This is a genomic window from Clostridium sp. LS, assembly GCF_002760435.1.
Lineage (GTDB): Bacteria > Bacillota > Clostridia > Clostridiales > Clostridiaceae > Clostridium.
This window is the reverse complement of record NZ_AUUU01000163.1, coordinates 32604-50138: the sequence shown is the minus strand read 5'-3', so window position 1 is coordinate 50138 and position 17535 is coordinate 32604. Positions and strand designations below refer to the sequence as shown.

Sequence of the window (17535 nt, the reverse complement as noted above, 5' to 3'; positions counted from 1 at the left end):
GCACTGAGTGCCCCTTTGTGGCTGCGCCACTACATAGCTTCTTGTTATTCTTATGGGTGAGTAACTATTGATGTATTCATATACATATAGTTAATTATAAAGACTTGTTGAACTATCAATCCAGTACTCTTTCAGCACACTTAAGAAGCCATCATCTATTGAATATCCTGAACTTTCTACAATAACTTTTTCTGCGCCGCAATAAGGACAAATAACAGATATATCACTATATTTTTTTATTTCATCACTGTAAAATATTTTTAGGCAGTTGATGCATCCACATTTTTCTTTTATTTTCATTATTTTATGCTTATTTATTGTATATAAATAAGCAGTGGATACAGATGATAATAATTCATCTGAAAAATAAGAGCATCTTATTTTTTTAACCTTAATTAGTTCATCAATACGGTCATCTATTAATTTTCTAACTTTATATGTAAAGAAAATTATTGTGGAAATATCTACGACAAGAACTGAAATAAATATTATGAATTCAATAGTTTGTAATTTAGTAAATTTATTAATTTCAGAATTTCCAAGAACTAAATATGCTACCCATAATACAATAAAGGCTATAGTGGAACAAGATAAAAGTGAAAATAAATATTTTTTATATTTATATCCATAATAATAGGAAAGTTTATTTTGTTTTTTAAGTTTAGAGGAGAGCCAACAAGTGCCTTGTATTTAAAACGAAAATTTTTAATTGCTTTTTTATATTCTTTAGAATATTTATCTAGAGATTGGATCTTACGAACTTCTATTGGCATAATTATTTGCTATTTTAAAAAATTTACTTTCATAAAACAATAAGGAATTTTGAAACAGATATCGAAGATAGAACTTGGCTTATGGCTTATCTCGCATTAAATAATTGCAAGGATTTAGGAAATATAGTATATGTATTTCCTTTAGTTTTTCCTTGCTTTTTTGTTATATAAATAGATGAAGGAATGTCATAAAAATCTTAGACATTCTTTTTGTTTGCCTGAAATTATGTATTTTAACAATTTTAATTAATCGCTATTATAAATAACTAGATATATTATGAGCATGTAGAATATAGTTCAATACAAGCTAAATAGTGTAATTTAGTTCTACAAGTGAATGTATGATATGAATAACGCCATTGATTTACAACTATTGAATATTTAGTGAAATATGATTTAAATCACATTCTTTTTGAGGATTTTAACTTAAAATTATGTTAAGAAACAAATCCAATTATTATTAGAGTATTCTATTTAGTAATGGTGAAAAGAGAAAGAACTAGATGTGGAAATAAAATGAAGTATAGTTTAAGGAATATTTAATATATGAAAAGACGCTCAGGAGGAAAAATAATGAACATATTTAGAAATAAGAAATTTAAGGATTTAGAAGATGAGCAAGTAATTGATGTTGAAGAAACAAAACAATTACAGGATGATACTAATAATTTTATTCAGAAAATGAGTAAGTCCTTAACTAACATTGTAAAGCAACATCATAGGGTAGATGATCAACATGATGTTTTAGGAAAGCTTGCTGATGAAGTAAAGGTGCATATGAGTGAAATTTCTATTTTAACAGAAAATACTAATGGCTTGACAGATAAATTATATTCAGAGGGGAATAATCTTATAGAAATTACAAAAGATACGGTAAAGAAATCATATGAAGGTAAAAATGCTATTGAAGAAATTGTTGAAGCAGTTAGATCTTTAGAAGATGAGAATAAGAATAATACTCAAAGTATAAACGAATTAGTAAGAAGATTTAGTAAAGTTAATGAAGTCGTAAAGTTAATAACTAATATAGCAAATCAAACTAATTTATTGGCTTTAAATGCTGCGATTGAAGCAGCAAGGGCCGGTGAACAAGGGAAAGGCTTTGCTATAGTTGCTGGTGAAATAAGAAATTTAGCAGAAATGACTAAGCAAAGTACTAAGGATATTTCAACATTAATAGGTAATATAGAAGATGAAACAAAGATTGTTATAAATAATTCTAATAAATCTAAAGAGGTTATTGCGAAAGGAGTTAATGCATCAATAAATGCGGCAGAAAAAATTGAAGAAAGTTTATCTTCAATAGGAAAAGTTGAGCAGGAAGTAAGGGACGTAATGGCAATTTTAACAAATCAAAAACAACATATTGAAAACATGAGCAAAGAAATAATGAATGTTGATGAAATATTAAAAGAGACATCAAAAACTATAATAAATCATATAGGAGAGGCGAGTATTGTAGACAGACAATTAGAAGAAATGAAAATACAACTGGAATCTTAAAAGGATAATAAAAAATACATTTTAATTAAAGTATTTTTGATTTGAATCACATAATTATAAATGGAATTCCAATATAATTAAGATATACAAATAGTGTAGGTATGTAGCTAGAATATAGTTTTACAAGGAGCTAAAGATGAAAAATAAGAATTTTAAAATCGTGGTATCAGGTGACATATGTATAAATGCGCTACAATGGGTAACATATCCTAAGATTAATAACGGCTTAAACTGGCAGACACATTTAAATATTCATAATACTTTAAAACCAGGAGAAGCATTGCTTCTGTCAAAACTTGTGGAACTCTCGATAGGGGCATCTGTACTTGCTCCACAAATACGTGATATAGAAGGAGTTTGGCAAAGAGAGTTTCTTAGTTCTACTGTGGAGTTAGATGTTTTTCCTAAATTTAATGATAAAAATAATAGTACTAAAGTTTATAGAATAAAGCGTTTAATGGGATTTACCGAAGCTATGTCGGGTATGACAAGGCTTTTGCCAATTATGAATGATGATATGAATGTGGATATGATTATATTAGATGATGAAAATAATGGCTTTAATTTTAGTAAAGACTTTTGGCCTTTAGCCTTAAAATCGACTCAAACGTCACCAATTGTAGTATATAAAATGAATAATCCTATTGATACTAATGAGCTTTGGAAGCACTTGCAAAAGTTTCACAATGAAAAAACAATAGTTATAATAAACGGTGACGATTTGCGTTCAAAGGGAGTTAACATAAGTAAAAGTCTTTCATGGGAGAGAACAGCACAAGATTTTGCTTGGCAGATTAGCAATAATCCTAATCTGGCATTTCTCTCAAAATGCCATCATCTTATAATACCTTTTGGTCTTGAAGGTGCAATCTATTATAGAAATGATAGTGCACCTGAAACCAGGTTATTTTTTCTACCTTATGGATTTGAAGGGAGTTTGGTTAAAGATTCGCAAGGCAAAATGATTGGACTTACTTCTTGTTTTGTGGCAGGTCTTGCAAGTGCAATTGTTTCCGGGAGTCAAGATAATGAAGAATTATATGAGTCAATAGGTAGTGGAATACGCAAAGGAATTGTTTCAGCCCAGAAATATTATATTGAAGGTTTTGGAGAGAATATCGAAGAATATTCATATCCCAATTCTTTAATATTTATGGAAAATGAAGATGATTTCGTGCAAAAGGAGCATGTACAAGACGTGTTAGTTCCTATTTCACATAATTCTAATTGTCGTTCTTGTTGGTATATCTTAAAGGATAAAAGTTCTACTAATTTAGCTGAAATAGCTTATGATATAGTTAAAAATGGGGTGAAAAATGCACTACAATCTATACCAATAGCACAATTTGGAGATTTAACAACAGTAGATAAAACTGAAATAGAAAGTTATAGGAGTATCAAAAATCTTATGTTGGAATACATATCCACTAAAAATACAGTTAGACCTCTTTCAATTGCAGTATTTGGTACGCCAGGGTCAGGGAAATCTTTTGGTATAGTTGAAGTGGCTAACAGCATAGCATCAAATTTAATTAGAAAGCTGGATTTTAATTTGTCTCAATTTAGATCACCAGTGGACTTAGTTAATGCTTTTCATAAAGTCAGGGATATTGTGCTGGAGGGGAAAATTCCATTAGTGTTTTTTGATGAATTTGATTCAGCCCTTGAAGGAAAACTTGGATGGTTAAAATATTTTTTAGCACCTATGCAGGATGGAGTATTTAGAGAAGGAGATTCTATTCATCCTATAGGGAAGGCTATATTTGTATTTGCTGGTGGAACAAGTAGCACATTTAAAGAATTCTGTGGAGAAGATTTTGAAGATAAAAATGATCAAAAAAAGTTTTTGCTTGAATTTAAAGGGGCTAAAGGACCAGATTTTATAAGCCGATTAAGAGGTTATGTAAACATCTTAGGCCCTAATCAAACTGATGAGAAATGGGATCATTTATTTATAATTAGAAGAGCAATGCTACTGCGTTCACTACTAGAACGTAAGGTATCACATCTTATTAATGACAATGGGGAAGCTCAAATTGATGATGGGGTACTTCGAGCATTACTTAAAATAAAGAGATATAAACATGAATCAAGATCTATGGAAGCAATAATGGAAATGAGCATGTTGACAAATGCAAAAAAGTGGGAACAATCACATTTGCCATCTAAAGAACAATTAAAGTTACATGTAGATGAGGAACAATTTCTGCGTCATTTAATGCATGATGCATTCTATAGTGAAAAAATTGAAAATCTTGCAAAGTCTATATATGAGCAAAATAAGGATAAAAATTTAGATAATATAATTCCATGGCAGGAACTAAGTGAAGAACTTAAAGATTCCATTAGGTATCAAGCGAAAAACATTCCTAATGATTTACTTAAAATAAACTATGATGTTGTATCAGTTAAAGAAAGTGAGCCATTTATAGAGTTTACAGCTAAGGAATTAGAAATTTTAGCTAAGAATCAACATACGAGTTGGTATAAGTATAAGAAAAAATTGGGCTGGAAGTATGGGGAGGTTAAAGATAATATCCAAAAAACTGATCCTGCTGTTGTGAATTGGGATAACTTATCAGACCATAAGAAAAAAGAGATATATGAAATGGTAAAAGCTTGGCCAGAAATACTAGCAAAAGAGAACTTTAAAATAGAAAGATTAAAATTCTTGTGTTATTGTGAAACTCAATCTTGACATTACATTAATATATTAGAGATTTAACTAAAAATTACATTTAAATATAAAGAAATTTTAATATATATTTGATTTAAGTCACATCTTATTAAAAGTAATAAAGTTATAATAAAGTCAGAAGTAACAAAAAAGTTCTAATAATTAGATAATAAATTTAGGAGGAATCAAATATGTTAAATTTTACTGCAACTGTGGATGCTAGAAAATATGAGCCAAGAGATAAGCATCCTGTTATTTTTAAAACTTTCGAAGGATTAGCATCTGGCGAAAGAATGGAACTTGTAAATGATCATGACCCGCGTCCATTGCATTATCAGTTTATAATGGAGCTCCCAGAAACATTTGAATGGGAATACTTAGAAGAGGGACCTGAGGTATGGAGAGTTGCAATTACAAAAAAATAAATTTTTAAAAAAGATGTCTTAGATATCGATCTGAGTCATCTTTTTTTATTTACAAGAAAATTATTCTTTGAAAGATTAAAGGTTTATTTTTCTTTTAATTTTATATATGAATACTTATTTTCAGGGGTTGGCAATTCTTTTAAGTATAATCTAACAGAAAACTGCATATATTAAGGTTTGAATTATGCAGTTTATAGAAGTTGTGAAGTGGAATTTAACTAATAGGAGGAATTAGCATGAAGGAACTTAGAAATGGAGTATATTGGGTTGGGGCTACTGACTGGGCAGTAAGGAATATTCATGGAAATGAATTATCTACACATAGAGGAAGTTCATATAATTCATATCTTATTAAAGATGAGAAAACTGTTCTTATAGACACTGTGTGGGAACCCCTAACTGATATATTTCTTAAAAATTTAAGTGAGGTAACTGATATATCAAAGATTGACTACGTGGTTATGAATCATGGAGAACCTGATCATTCAGGAGCGTTACCTGCATTAATGGAGTATATTCCTAATGTAACAGTTTTTGTTTCAAAAAAAGGTTTAGAGTCAATACAAAAGCATTATCATAAGGAATGGAATTTTAAGGTTGTTTCCACAGGGGATAAAATAAATATAGGAAAAAATGAACTTGTATTTATAGAGGCACCTATGCTTCATTGGCCTGATAGTATGTTCACATATCTTACTGGGGAAAATATATTGTTCTCTAATGATGCCTTTGGACAGCATTATGCCTCTTCAGGTATTTTTAATGACGAAGTAGATGAAGCAGAAGTTAATCAAGAAGCTCTTAAATATTACGCTAATATACTCACTCCTTTTAGTAGACTAGTTACCCAAAAAATAGATGAACTTAAAAAACTTGGAGTACCTGTAGACATGATAGCTCCAGCTCATGGCATAATTTGGAGAAAAGATCCTATGGCAATAGTGGAAAAATATTACGAGTGGGCAGCCGGAAAATCAAATAAAAGTGTAGTTGTTGCATATAACTCAATGTGGGGAGCTACCCACAAAATGGCTGAATTTATAGGTAAAGGCATAGGAGAAGCAGGAGTCGAATATAAAATATTCAATGTTGGAACTTCAGATAAAAGTGATATATTGGCTGAAGTTTTTAAAGCAAAGGGAATAATACTTGGATCATCAACGGTTAATAATGGGCTCTTAACTTCATTATTACCTCTTATTGAAGACTTAATTGGACTAAAATTTAATAATAAAGCAGGTGCTGCTTTTGGCAGCTATGGATGGAGTGGAGAATCAACAGACATTCTTACAGATTATCTAACAAAAGCTAGAATTAAAGTTGTTGATAAGGGATTAAAATTGAAATACATGCCAAATGATGGCGAACTTGAAGAGTGTATAGCCTTTGGAAAAAATTTTGCGGAGAAGATATTAGAAGAGTTTTAAATATCAATAGTTGCTTAATAGATTTAAAACATGATTAAATAAAATAATGTTATATTTAATACTCAAAGAACCTTATGAGAGTGATGCAGTCATTTGTTTAATCTCATAAGGTCCTTTTGGGTGATATTTATGATTATTTTAAATTGCGCCAAGTAGCAGGTCAGAAGTATATGTAACTATTCTATCAATGTTTTTTAGGTTGTCTTCTTTTAATGAAAATCTAATTCTTAGAGGTAATTCTATATCAGTCATACCAGTAGCTTTAATTGTATCAGAAGTATTTAATACTTTTAAACTAGTTTCATTTAAATAGTCTTGTACAACCTCTATAGCTTCTCCACTCCATCCATAAGAACCAAATGCTGCACCTAGCTTGTTTTCTATGGCTTTATTTTATAGCTATTTAATCAATTAAAATATGATTTAAATCAAATACTTATTATTTTTCGTAAAGATAAAAGTTCGTAATATTTTAGGCTTATTACGTTATTAAGGGAAAAATGAAAATATTTATTTGGATTTGATTTGAATCACATTTTATTAGAATTGATAAAGCTATAATGATGTCAAAGGATAAATAAAAAAACTCAAAAATAGAAAGAGTTAGGAGGAATTTATATGAAGATTATATACTTTAGTCAAACTGGAAATACAGAAAAGATGGCAAATTTAATATTACAAGGAATAGAAGCAGAAGGTAAAAAAGCTGAATTACTTGAAGTGTCAACAGTAACCATTAATGATATTAAAGATGAGGAGATTCTTATTTTAGGGTGTTCCGCTTATGGATCTGAAGAATTAGATGAAAGTGAAATGGAACCATTTGTAAAATCTTTAGAAGGAAATATAGCAGGAAAAAAAGCAGCACTTTTTGGTTCATATGGATGGGGCAATGGTGAATGGATGGCAGAATGGGAAAAGAGAATGGAATCATATGGAGCTATATTAATAAATGAAGGCTTAACAATACAAGAATCCCCAGAGGGTGAAGATGAAGAAAGATGTATAGATTTTGGAAAATTAATAGCAAAATCAGAATAACAAGAACCAGCAAATAAGGAGCGTAATCTCCTTATTTGTTCATGTAATAGGTATTAATTATTCAGCTCCCTTTTTAGTTCTACCAGATTTAATTAAAAAATTATGTTCAAAATATTCAACAACGGTTAATAATAGTGATGTAATTAATGCACCCCAAAAAGTTATAATAACATTCATAAAAACAAATTGACTTAAGTAAATTATTGCAAATGCTACTACAAAATCAGATATTGTACTCACCCAGAATGTTCCATTCTTTAGAATTAAAACTTCCATCATATGAGCAACAATAGCTAAAACAATGCCTACAATTAAAGCTTGAGTAAATGTATAACCAAGTCCAAAAATATAATTGGTAATTAGCAAAAGAATAGGACAAAGAATTAATTTCATTATTAAACCAGTCATAAAAAGCACCTCCTTCATAGAAATATTACATAATATAATTTAACCAGGCAAAAATTATATATACTGCAGTTTGGTTATTTTCAAAATTCATCTTGACATTGTAAACGGTTATGATAGAATAAAAATATAGCTACCATACAAGTATGGTAAAAATAAGAATATAATTTATAAGCAAATAGAATTATATTTGATGAAACTTTGTATTTATATTGACACTTAAAACAATAGTGATAAAATAAAAGCATAACTACCATACAAGTATGGTGGATCTTAATTAAATAAGAAATATGGGTATAATAAAAGTGTGGTATAAATACAGGATGGAAAATAGAAATATAACTACCATACAAGTATGTTACCTATAGACGAAGGAGAAAGTATAAAATGGTTTTAGAATTAAATAAGAATACAACAAGCAAAACTATATATTATAAGCTCAGGGAAGAAATTATTAATTTATATCTTGAGCCTGGTACAAATATTTCTGAAAAAGAACTTTCAGAAAAGTATAGTGTAAGTAGAACTCCGGTAAGAGAAGCTCTTGTACGTTTAGCTCAAGAAGGATTAGTAAATATTTATCCTCAAAAAGGAACTGTTGTTTCTCTAATTGATTTATCAGCGGTTGAAGAAGGTCGATTCTTGCGTGAACATCTAGAAAGAGCTGTAGTAAAAGAAGCTTGCAAGGAATTTTCACAGGAAAACATACTAGCATTAGAAATGAATTTGAAACTTCAAAAAATGTATATAGAAAATCATGATAATAAAAAACTTTTTGAAGCTGATGAGCAATTTCATAAGATAATTTTTGAAGGCTGCAACAAAAAAAGAATTTGGAACAGCATTAATGATGCAAGTACTGAATTTCAACGAATTCGAATATTAAGATTGTCAACTAACTCCAGTTGGGATAATATTTATCAACAACATAAAGAAATTTTTAATGCTATAAAAAATAAAGAAATCGAAAAAGCTGAGGAAATCATGGAAAAACATTTGAATATGGTTATCTTTGATAAGAACCAAATAAAAGAAAATTATCCTAATTACTTCAAAGAATAGATTAATCTTTAGATTTATAAAAAGTTATTATTATATATTAATTTGAATTTTATATTTAGGGAGGTGAGGCTTATAGAGAGGATAAAATTTTAATTTATCGTCTTTCCACATAAATTGTTTATGGGGAATTATTATGAAAAATAATATTGGATAAATGACAGGAGGGGATACTATTATGAAAATGGGTTTTAGATGGTACGGAGAAGGAAATGATACCGTAACCCTTGAACAAATTAAACAAATTCCTGGAGTTACAGAAATTGTTTGGGCTCTTCATGATATGGCAGCTGGTGATGAATGGCCAATGGAAAAAATTCTTGAAGTAAAAAAAGCAGCTGATAAATATGGATTTAACATTGATGTTGTAGAAAGTGTCAATGTTCATGAAGATATTAAGTTAGGATTGCCTACAAGAGATAAATATATTGAAAATTATAAGAAGACTATTGAAAAGTTAGCTAAGGTAGGAGTTAAAGTGATCTGTTATAACTTTATGCCTGTATTTGATTGGCTAAGAACAGATTTGTATAAGAAAGCAGAAGATGGATCTACAGCTCTTTTCTATGAAAAAGCAAGAATTAATGATATTGATCCGATGGAACTAGTTAACAAAATAGCATCTAATCCAGATCTTACAATGCCTGGTTGGGAGCCTGAAAGATTAAAGAATTTAACACAGCTTTTTGAAGCATATAAAAATGTAACAGAAGAAGATTTATGGAATAACTTAAAATATTTCTTAGAACAAATTATTCCAGTAGCTGAGATCAATGATATAAAGATGGCAGTACACCCGGATGATCCGCCTTGGTCAATTTTTGGATTACCAAGAATAGTTAAGAATAGAAATGACTTAGCAAGATTATTAAAGCTTGTTGATAGTCCATATAACTGCTTAACACTTTGCAGTGGTGCTATAGGATCAGATCCTAATAACAATGTACCATCTATGATAAGAGAATTTGGAAATAGAATTGCATTTGCTCATATTAGAAATGTAAAGATTTATGAGAATGGTGACTTTATTGAAACATCTCATAGAACTTGTGACGGTTCATTAGATATATGTGATATAGTGAAGGCGTATCATGAAGTAGGATTTACAGGATATGCAAGACCAGACCATGGAAGACACATTTGGAATGAGAAGTGCAGACCGGGTTATGGACTTTATGATAGAGCTCTTGGAATTATGTATATATGGGGAATATGGGATTCTCTTAAAAGAAATAAATAAAAAGAGACATAAACAAAACTTTTGATTTCAAAGAAATTTAGCTCGTAGGATCATAAAATAAAAGAGATAAGTAATGATATTAATCCTATTAGCAATAGTTTTAAAGAGGTGAAAAAATGAATAATGCCAAGATAGTACTAAACAAGGAAAGTATAAAAGACAGTACTTTATGGGAAAAAGCTGGGATTGAAATTCCAAAGTTTGATTACGATAAGATGTCTACTTCAACAAAGGAAAATCCTACATGGATCCATTTTGGAGCAGGGAATATATTTAGAGGATTTATTGCAATGCTGCAACAGCAATTATTAAACAAGGGTAAAGTAAGTGGTGGTATTGTTGCTGTAGATGGACATGATTGTGATATGATGGACAAAATTTATACGCCTTATGATAATTTAAGCTTGCTTGTAATTATGAATCCAGATGGAAGTTTAGATAAGAAAGTTGTAGGAAGTATAGGTGAAAGTTTAGGTGCAGATTATTCAAGAGAAGAAGAGTGGAAGAGATTACACGAGATATTCTCAAGTCCATCATTACAAATGGCAAGTTTCACTATAACGGAAAAAGGTTATAGTGTGAAAAATATTTCTCAAAATGATTTGACAGATGGTTTAAACCACCCAAAAAGTATCATGGCTAAGGTTGCATCACTTGCATATACAAGATATAAGAATGGTAAATTACCCATTGCTTTTGTTAGTATGGACAATTGTTCACATAATGGCGAAATACTTCATAGTTCAATTGAAACAATCGTAAAAAAATGGATAGAAAATGGTTTAGTAGAGGAAGAGTTTCTTAAGTATATCAATAATAATGAGAAAGTGTCATTCCCTTGGAGCATGATAGATAAAATAACCCCAAGACCATCACAAGCTGTTAAGGAATCATTAGAAAAAGAAGGCTTTAAAGGTATGGATATTATATGTACAAAGAATAATACTTATGCTGCTCCATTCGTTAACGCAGAAGGACCACAATATCTCGTAATAGAGGATAACTTTCCAAATGGGCGCATGCCTTTAGAAGAAGCTGGTGTATTTTTAACAAATAGAGAAACTGTTGAAAGAGTTGAAACTATGAAGGTATGTACTTGCTTAAATCCATTACATACTTCTTTGGCAGTTTTTGGATGTTTGCTTGGATTTAATTTAATTGCAGATGAAATGAAAGATCCGGCCTTAAAAAAATTGGTAGAGAAAATTGGATATGAAGAAGGAATGCCGGTTGTAGTGAACCCTGGAATATTAAACCCAGAGGATTTCATTAAAGAGGTAGTTGAAGTTAGACTTCCAAATCCTTATATACCTGATACGCCACAAAGAATTGCTTCAGATACTTCCCAAAAAGTTGGTATAAGATTTGGAGAAACAATTAAAGCTTATATAAAAAGAGAAGATTTAAATCCAAAAGAACTTAAATATATCCCTCTTGTTATTGCAGGATGGTGCAGATATCTAATGGGAATTGATGATAATGGAAATGCTATGGAATTAAGTCCTGATCCGTTATTAGATGAACTAAGAAAATATATAGCTGGTATAAAATTGACTTCTACAGAATCAGTAGTAAGTAGCTTAAAGCCAATACTAACAAATGAAGAAATTTTTGGAGTAAATCTTTATACTGCAGGTTTAGGAGAGAAAATTGAAGGCTATTTTAATGAATTAAATTCAGATACTGGCGCTGTTAGAGCAACTTTGGATAAATATCTAGAGTGTGAGTAATCAGAGATGATACTTGAATATACACAAAAAAATAAACATTTTTATCATTCTTCATTTATTATCTGCCCAATAATATCAACAAAGAATGATAAGAAATGTTTAAGAAAATTAATATGAAATTCATTATAACATAAATTATGCTAATTAACAACCTTATGAGTATACAGGAGTATTCTTAAGTAAGGTCGTTAATTTAGCTAAATACAAAAATATGTAATTCAAAATAAATAAGGTTAATATATAAAATTAAAGAAAACGTTGTAGTAAAGTATTGAATATATACAACTTACAATAAAGTGCGTGAATTTATATATTGTGTATTATTAACCCATTCAATACTTTACAAATAGGAAATATTTATTTGAAAGTAGGATGACGAATATGAAAAATTTCATGGATGAGAATTTTTTACTATCTAATAAAACTGCTATAGATTTATATCATAATTATGCTAAAGATTTACCTATTATTGATTATCACTGTCATATTGATCCAAAGGAGATATATGAAAATAAAAAATTCAATAATATAACTGAAGCATGGCTTTATGGTGATCATTATAAATGGAGAGCCATGAGAAGCAACGGGATTGATGAAAAATATACCACTGGAGATGGAAGTGATTATGATAAATTTTTAGCTTGGTCACAAACTATACCTATGTCCATTGGGAATCCTCTTTATCATTGGACTCACTTAGAACTTCAAAGATTCTTTGGAATATATGAACCACTTGATGAAGATACTGCTCCTGCAATTTGGAAAAAAGCTAATGAATTACTAAATGGAGAAGGCTTTAATGTTAGAGACTTAATTATAAAATCAAATGTTGAAACTATATGTACAACAGATGATCCTATTGACACATTAGAATATCATATAAAAATTAAAGAAGATAGTAGCTTCAATGTAAATGTTTTACCTACTCTAAGACCAGATAAGGGAATCGAAATAAATTTAGACGGTTTTGTTTCATGGGTAAAAGATTTAGAACAAATATCTGAAATAACTATAAATAATTATGATGAGTTTCTACAAGCTCTTGATTCAAGAATAAGATTTTTCCATTCAGTTGGATGCAGGATAGCAGATCATGGTATAGATGGCGTTGTAGTTTATGCAGATGCATCAAGAGAAGAAGCGTCAGCTATATTTGCAAAGGCTTTAAAAGGTGAAACCATAAGTATTGATGAAGAAAAGAAGTATAAAACCTACACATTAAGACATGTATTCAAGCTTTATCACGAGCTAGGTTGGACTATGCAGCTTCACATTGCAGCTCTTAGAAGTAATAATACAAAGATGTTCGAAAAAATAGGAGCTAATACAGGTTTTGATTCAATTAATGATGAAAGTATAGCTTATCCATTATCTAGACTTTTAGATTCAGTAGACAGAGAAAATTCTCTTCCAAAAACTATTTTATATACATTAAATCCAAAGGATAACTATGTTCTTGGTACTATGATAGGCAATTTTCAAGGGGATGGAATTCCAGGAAAAATGCAATTTGGAGCAGCATGGTGGTTCAATGATAACAAGGATGGAATGATTGAACAAATGAAAGCTTTAGCAAACCTAGGATTATTGGGACGTTTTGTTGGGATGTTAACGGATTCAAGAAGTTTCTTATCATACACTAGGCACGAATACTTTAGAAGAATTGCTTGTAATTTAATTGGAGAATGGGTAGAAAACGGAGAAGTACCTAAAAATGATAAATTATTAAAAAGAATTGTTCAAGGTATATGCTACAACAATGCAAGAGAATATTTTGGATTTAACGGAAAATAACTTGGGAATACTTAATTGATGAAAGAGAGGAAAAGTATATGTCAAATAAAAATAGAAAAATTACCATAGCTAGAGGCGTTGGTTATGGACTAGTTGATTTAATGGGTGGTGGCGCATTTACCATCATCGGAGCATTCTTACTATTTTTTTATACAACATTTGCTGGATTAACTCCAATTGAAGGAGCTTCGATTATTGCCATTGCCCGTATTGTAGATGCAGTTGCCAGCTTATTTATAGGTGGTATATCTGACAATTTCCATAAAACGAAACTTGGAAAAATATTTGGAAGACGTCGTTTCTTCTTATTAATTGGAGCGCCTTTAATGGCTGATTATGTGTTGTTATGGGTGACAGGAAGAAGCTATACGTTTTATCTAGTTACTTATCTATTATTTGAAATAATTGCTGCAATGGTTTTAATTCCATGGGAAACTTTGCCGGCGGAAATGACAAAGGATTTTAATGATAGAACTAAATTATCTGCATCAAGAATGTTTATTTCTGCGACAGGTACGTTCTTAGCTACTTTTGTTCCAGGAAGATTAATAGCTCTTTTTGGTGATAAGACCCCACAAGCTTATTTTATTAATGGTTTAGTTTTTGCTATCTTATATGCAATTTGCATCTTAATATCACATAGAGTAACATGGGAAAGAGAACTTACTCCTGAAATGGAAAGAGAATTAGATGCTAACCAAAATAGAAGTGTTGGGGAACGTATAGCAGGAGTTGTAAAAGTGGCTGGTGATTATGTTTCTACATTGAAGGTTAGAGCTTTTAGAAAACATTTAGCAATTTATATATGTTCATTTACTGCTAAAGATCTATTTAATTCTGTATTCATATATTTCTGTGTTTATAATTTAACTATTTCATCAGTTACCGCTGCTAATTTACTTTCTGTTAGCATCATTGGTATACCTGTAACAATTTTAGGTGGATTTTTAATGATCAAAATTGGACCAGGTAATTTGTATAAGTTTTCGTATACAACTATGATTATATGCATATTAGGATTTTATGGTGTATATATAGCTGGATTAGGGTCAAATATTGCTCTATTATTTGTAATTGCTACTATTTATCAAGTTGGAAGAGCTTTATTAGAATTTACTCCATGGAATGTATTCCCATTCATTCCTGATGTTGATGAGATGATTACAAGGCAAAGAAGAGAAGGTCTTTTTGCAGCTGTTATGACATTCACTAGAAAGAGTAGTGTTGCTATAGCTACATTTGTTATCGGTGTTGTATTACAAAATGCTGGTTTTGTTAAAGGACAAGCAACTCAATCACCAGAGGTATTATCAACTATTGCAGGTCTTTTAACTGTTGGATGTATATCATTACTTGTTGTAGCTTTATTTTTTGCTGCTTCTTTCAAGCTTAATAAAAGAACACACGGTATATTGGTAGATGAAGTTGAACGCTTGAAAAATAATGGTTTAAAACAAGAAGTTAGTTCAGAAACAAAAGCAATTGTTGAAAATCTTACTGGATATAAATATGAGAAGGTTTGGGAAGATACTACTGTATAGAAAATTTTTAAATTAATAAAAAGTTTGTTAAGTTAAAATATAAAAAAGTATATCCTATCTCTATAAATATTTTAACTTGATTACTATAGCTGTCTTAAGATGGAAAATCGATTTCTATTTTGAGGCAGCTAATTTTAAATAAAATAATCATATAAGTGAGGAGATTTTAATATGAATAGTAAAATTAATTGCCTATATTGCTATAAGGATGAAAAACTTGACAATTTAATGATTGAAATATGTAAGCTTAATGTATCCACCCTTTATTTGTTTAAGGAACAAAGTCATAAAGGAAGATGTATTGTTGCATATAACAAACATGTAAATGAATTATTTGAGTTAGAAGAAAAAGAATTAGAATTATTTATGAAAGATGTTACAAGAGCAGCTGCTGTAATTAAAAAGTCCTTTTCACCTGATAAAGTGAACTATGGAGCATATTCAGATACACTTCCTCATCTTCATTTTCATTTAGTTCCTAAATATAAGGATGCTTACTCATGGGGGGGAGTATTTGAAATGAATCCACAGAAAGTATATCTTAGTGATGAGGAATATAAGAAAAGAATTGATATCATAAAAGAAAACTTAAAAAACTAGAGATTATATACATGGAATTATATTATTATAACTAGAATAAATTAATAGTTGAATAGACTATTTAATAGGTGGTAAATATGTACATATCTATACCAAATAATTTTATAGTTTCTGTCTATTATAATGAAGAAATTTTAAGAATAAAAAAAGTTCAATTGAAAAAATATACTGGAGATTACATTTTTTTTAATAAACTTAAATATAGAAAGGATTTGGTAATAGGAGTTTCTTTACCTAATCAAAGAGATGAGAGATGGATTAAGGACAGGCAGGCTATGGAGGCATATGCTAAGGAAAAAAAAGTTATTTTAAAAATAGAAGATGCTGAATATGACGTCGCTAGACAGGAATCACAGGTAGGCAGTCTAATATCACAAGGAATAGATGCACTAATTTTAGTAGCTATAGATGTAAACACAGCAGGAAGTATGGTTGAAAAAGCTAAGCAGGCAGGAGTTAAGGTAGTAGTTTATGAGGCGCTTATATTAAATACCGATTTAGAGGTTTTTGTTGCGTTCAGTCACTTGAGGGCTGGAGAAATTCAGGGGCGATTTCTCATTACTAAAGTTCCAAGAGGAAATTATATTATTTTGTATGCGGACCTCCCATATGATACTTCCTTAAGAGATGGTGCTATGGAATATATACAACCATTAGTTATTATAGGAAATGTAAAGATAGTTGCAGAAAAACCAATTAAGAACTGGGATCCCAATATTGCTTTTCAAGCAGTAAAAGAAGTTTTAGCTGCAAATCCAAACAGTAAAATAGATGCGCTATTAGCACCAAATGATTCAATAGCAGGTGCCTCAATTCAAGCATTACAAATGCAGGGCTTAGCAGGAAAGGTAGTTGTAACTGGGCAAGATGCAGAATTAGCTGCTGTTAAAAGGATAATCCAAGGAACTCAGTCAATGACACTGTTTAAAGATACTAGGGAATCATCAAAAAAAACTATAGATACAGCAATACAACTTATTGAAGGAAAGACTATATTAACTGAGACGGCTATGTTTAATGGTAAAATGCATGTACCATCAATTCTTATTACACCGGTGCTTGTTGAAAAGAGTAGTATAGATGAGGTACTTATAAAAAGTGGATATTTTACAAGGGCAGAGGTTTATGGAAGTTAATATGGGTTTGTTTTGCAGAATGTATATAATTCAAGGCTTATAGTATAGCCTTGTTTTTTTTGCTTACTTTTTTAAAATAAACGAAATAAAACTAATTATTTCCATATTGTTATTTTCCAAGCAGCTAGATTTTGAATCATTAAATAAATGGAATAAAAATATACATAGTATTAATGCAAGTAAT

The 17535-nt window shown here is 30.0% G+C and carries 15 protein-coding genes; 13 read left to right on the top strand and 2 right to left on the bottom strand.

Annotated features, from left to right (window positions below; translation table 11 throughout):
• Positions 1-90: 90 nt before the first annotated feature.
• A complete protein-coding gene (locus COL3_RS25090) occupies positions 91-300 on the bottom strand; it encodes a cytoplasmic protein (protein WP_099716751.1) in 210 nt (69 codons plus the stop codon).
• 190 nt (positions 301-490) lie between these two features.
• Here COL3_RS25090 and COL3_RS29005 point away from each other — a divergent pair, with 190 nt between their 5' ends.
• The 6 genes from COL3_RS29005 to COL3_RS25060 all read left to right on the top strand — a co-directional run bounded on the left by COL3_RS29005 (position 491) and on the right by COL3_RS25060 (position 7846).
• Positions 491-631 (top strand): hypothetical protein, encoded by a 141-nt coding sequence (locus tag COL3_RS29005; protein ID WP_180277987.1) that lies wholly within the window; start codon positions 491-493, stop codon positions 629-631.
• A gap of 715 nt (positions 632-1346) precedes the next feature.
• Positions 1347-2276, top strand: a complete 930-nt coding sequence (locus COL3_RS25085) for a methyl-accepting chemotaxis protein (RefSeq protein WP_035284218.1) — start codon at positions 1347-1349, stop codon at positions 2274-2276.
• Positions 2277-2412: 136 nt separating this feature from the next.
• A complete protein-coding gene (locus tag COL3_RS25080) occupies positions 2413-4974 on the top strand; it encodes a RyR domain-containing protein (protein WP_008427803.1) in 2562 nt (853 codons plus the stop codon).
• 170 nt (positions 4975-5144) lie between these two features.
• Positions 5145-5378, top strand: coding sequence for a DUF2249 domain-containing protein (locus COL3_RS25075; RefSeq protein ID WP_008427801.1), 234 nt, complete (start codon positions 5145-5147; stop codon positions 5376-5378).
• A 236-nt stretch (positions 5379-5614) separates the two neighbouring features.
• Positions 5615-6805, top strand: a complete 1191-nt coding sequence (locus tag COL3_RS25070) for an MBL fold metallo-hydrolase (protein WP_008427799.1) — start codon at positions 5615-5617, stop codon at positions 6803-6805.
• A gap of 618 nt (positions 6806-7423) precedes the next feature.
• Positions 7424-7846, top strand: coding sequence for a flavodoxin (locus tag COL3_RS25060; RefSeq protein ID WP_008427797.1), 423 nt, complete (start codon positions 7424-7426; stop codon positions 7844-7846).
• Positions 7847-7903: 57 nt separating this feature from the next.
• Here the strand turns inward: COL3_RS25060 and COL3_RS25055 are convergent, their stop codons facing one another.
• Positions 7904-8254 carry a DUF2512 family protein gene (locus COL3_RS25055; protein WP_008427796.1) on the bottom strand — a complete coding sequence of 117 codons (351 nt, stop codon included), beginning with the start codon at positions 8252-8254 and terminating at the stop codon, positions 7904-7906.
• A gap of 384 nt (positions 8255-8638) precedes the next feature.
• Here COL3_RS25055 and COL3_RS25050 point away from each other — a divergent pair, with 384 nt between their 5' ends.
• From COL3_RS25050 to COL3_RS25020, 7 genes are all read left to right on the top strand, one after another.
• Positions 8639-9313, top strand: a complete 675-nt coding sequence (locus COL3_RS25050; RefSeq protein ID WP_008427794.1) for a GntR family transcriptional regulator — start codon at positions 8639-8641, stop codon at positions 9311-9313.
• A 175-nt stretch (positions 9314-9488) separates the two neighbouring features.
• Positions 9489-10550 carry a mannonate dehydratase gene (gene uxuA, locus COL3_RS25045; RefSeq protein WP_008427792.1) on the top strand — a complete coding sequence of 354 codons (1062 nt, stop codon included), beginning with the start codon at positions 9489-9491 and terminating at the stop codon, positions 10548-10550.
• A gap of 116 nt (positions 10551-10666) precedes the next feature.
• Complete coding sequence (locus tag COL3_RS25040; protein ID WP_008427790.1) at positions 10667-12280, top strand: mannitol dehydrogenase family protein; 1614 nt, start codon at positions 10667-10669, stop codon at positions 12278-12280.
• Between the two features lie 381 nt (positions 12281-12661).
• Positions 12662-14074: a glucuronate isomerase gene (gene uxaC / locus COL3_RS25035; RefSeq protein ID WP_008427788.1), complete on the top strand. Its 1413-nt coding sequence runs from the start codon at positions 12662-12664 to the stop codon at positions 14072-14074.
• 38 nt (positions 14075-14112) lie between these two features.
• Entirely contained in the window at positions 14113-15615 is a 1503-nt protein-coding gene (locus COL3_RS25030; RefSeq protein ID WP_008427787.1) for an MFS transporter, read from the top strand.
• 171 nt (positions 15616-15786) lie between these two features.
• Positions 15787-16215, top strand: coding sequence for an HIT domain-containing protein (locus tag COL3_RS25025; protein WP_008427784.1), 429 nt, complete (start codon positions 15787-15789; stop codon positions 16213-16215).
• A 77-nt stretch (positions 16216-16292) separates the two neighbouring features.
• On the top strand, positions 16293-17351 hold the full coding sequence (locus tag COL3_RS25020) for a substrate-binding domain-containing protein (RefSeq protein ID WP_008427783.1): 1059 nt from the start codon (positions 16293-16295) through the stop codon (positions 17349-17351).
• Positions 17352-17535 lie beyond the last annotated feature (184 nt).

Excerpts from the sequence above, each read along its gene's own strand:
- COL3_RS25090 (WP_099716751.1), bottom strand. The coding sequence starts at position 300 with ATGAAAATAAAAGAAAAATGTGGATGCATCAACTGCCTAAAAATATTT.
- COL3_RS29005 (WP_180277987.1), top strand. The coding sequence starts at position 491 with ATGAATTCAATAGTTTGTAATTTAGTAAATTTATTAATTTCAGAATTT.
- COL3_RS25085 (WP_035284218.1), top strand. The coding sequence starts at position 1,347 with ATGAACATATTTAGAAATAAGAAATTTAAGGATTTAGAAGATGAGCAA.
- COL3_RS25080 (WP_008427803.1), top strand. The coding sequence starts at position 2,413 with ATGAAAAATAAGAATTTTAAAATCGTGGTATCAGGTGACATATGTATA.
- COL3_RS25075 (WP_008427801.1), top strand. The coding sequence starts at position 5,145 with ATGTTAAATTTTACTGCAACTGTGGATGCTAGAAAATATGAGCCAAGA.
- COL3_RS25070 (WP_008427799.1), top strand. The coding sequence starts at position 5,615 with ATGAAGGAACTTAGAAATGGAGTATATTGGGTTGGGGCTACTGACTGG.
- COL3_RS25060 (WP_008427797.1), top strand. The coding sequence starts at position 7,424 with ATGAAGATTATATACTTTAGTCAAACTGGAAATACAGAAAAGATGGCA.
- COL3_RS25055 (WP_008427796.1), bottom strand. The coding sequence starts at position 8,254 with ATGACTGGTTTAATAATGAAATTAATTCTTTGTCCTATTCTTTTGCTA.
- COL3_RS25050 (WP_008427794.1), top strand. The coding sequence starts at position 8,639 with ATGGTTTTAGAATTAAATAAGAATACAACAAGCAAAACTATATATTAT.
- uxuA (WP_008427792.1), top strand. The coding sequence starts at position 9,489 with ATGAAAATGGGTTTTAGATGGTACGGAGAAGGAAATGATACCGTAACC.
- COL3_RS25040 (WP_008427790.1), top strand. The coding sequence starts at position 10,667 with ATGAATAATGCCAAGATAGTACTAAACAAGGAAAGTATAAAAGACAGT.
- uxaC (WP_008427788.1), top strand. The coding sequence starts at position 12,662 with ATGAAAAATTTCATGGATGAGAATTTTTTACTATCTAATAAAACTGCT.
- COL3_RS25030 (WP_008427787.1), top strand. The coding sequence starts at position 14,113 with ATGTCAAATAAAAATAGAAAAATTACCATAGCTAGAGGCGTTGGTTAT.
- COL3_RS25025 (WP_008427784.1), top strand. The coding sequence starts at position 15,787 with ATGAATAGTAAAATTAATTGCCTATATTGCTATAAGGATGAAAAACTT.
- COL3_RS25020 (WP_008427783.1), top strand. The coding sequence starts at position 16,293 with ATGTACATATCTATACCAAATAATTTTATAGTTTCTGTCTATTATAAT.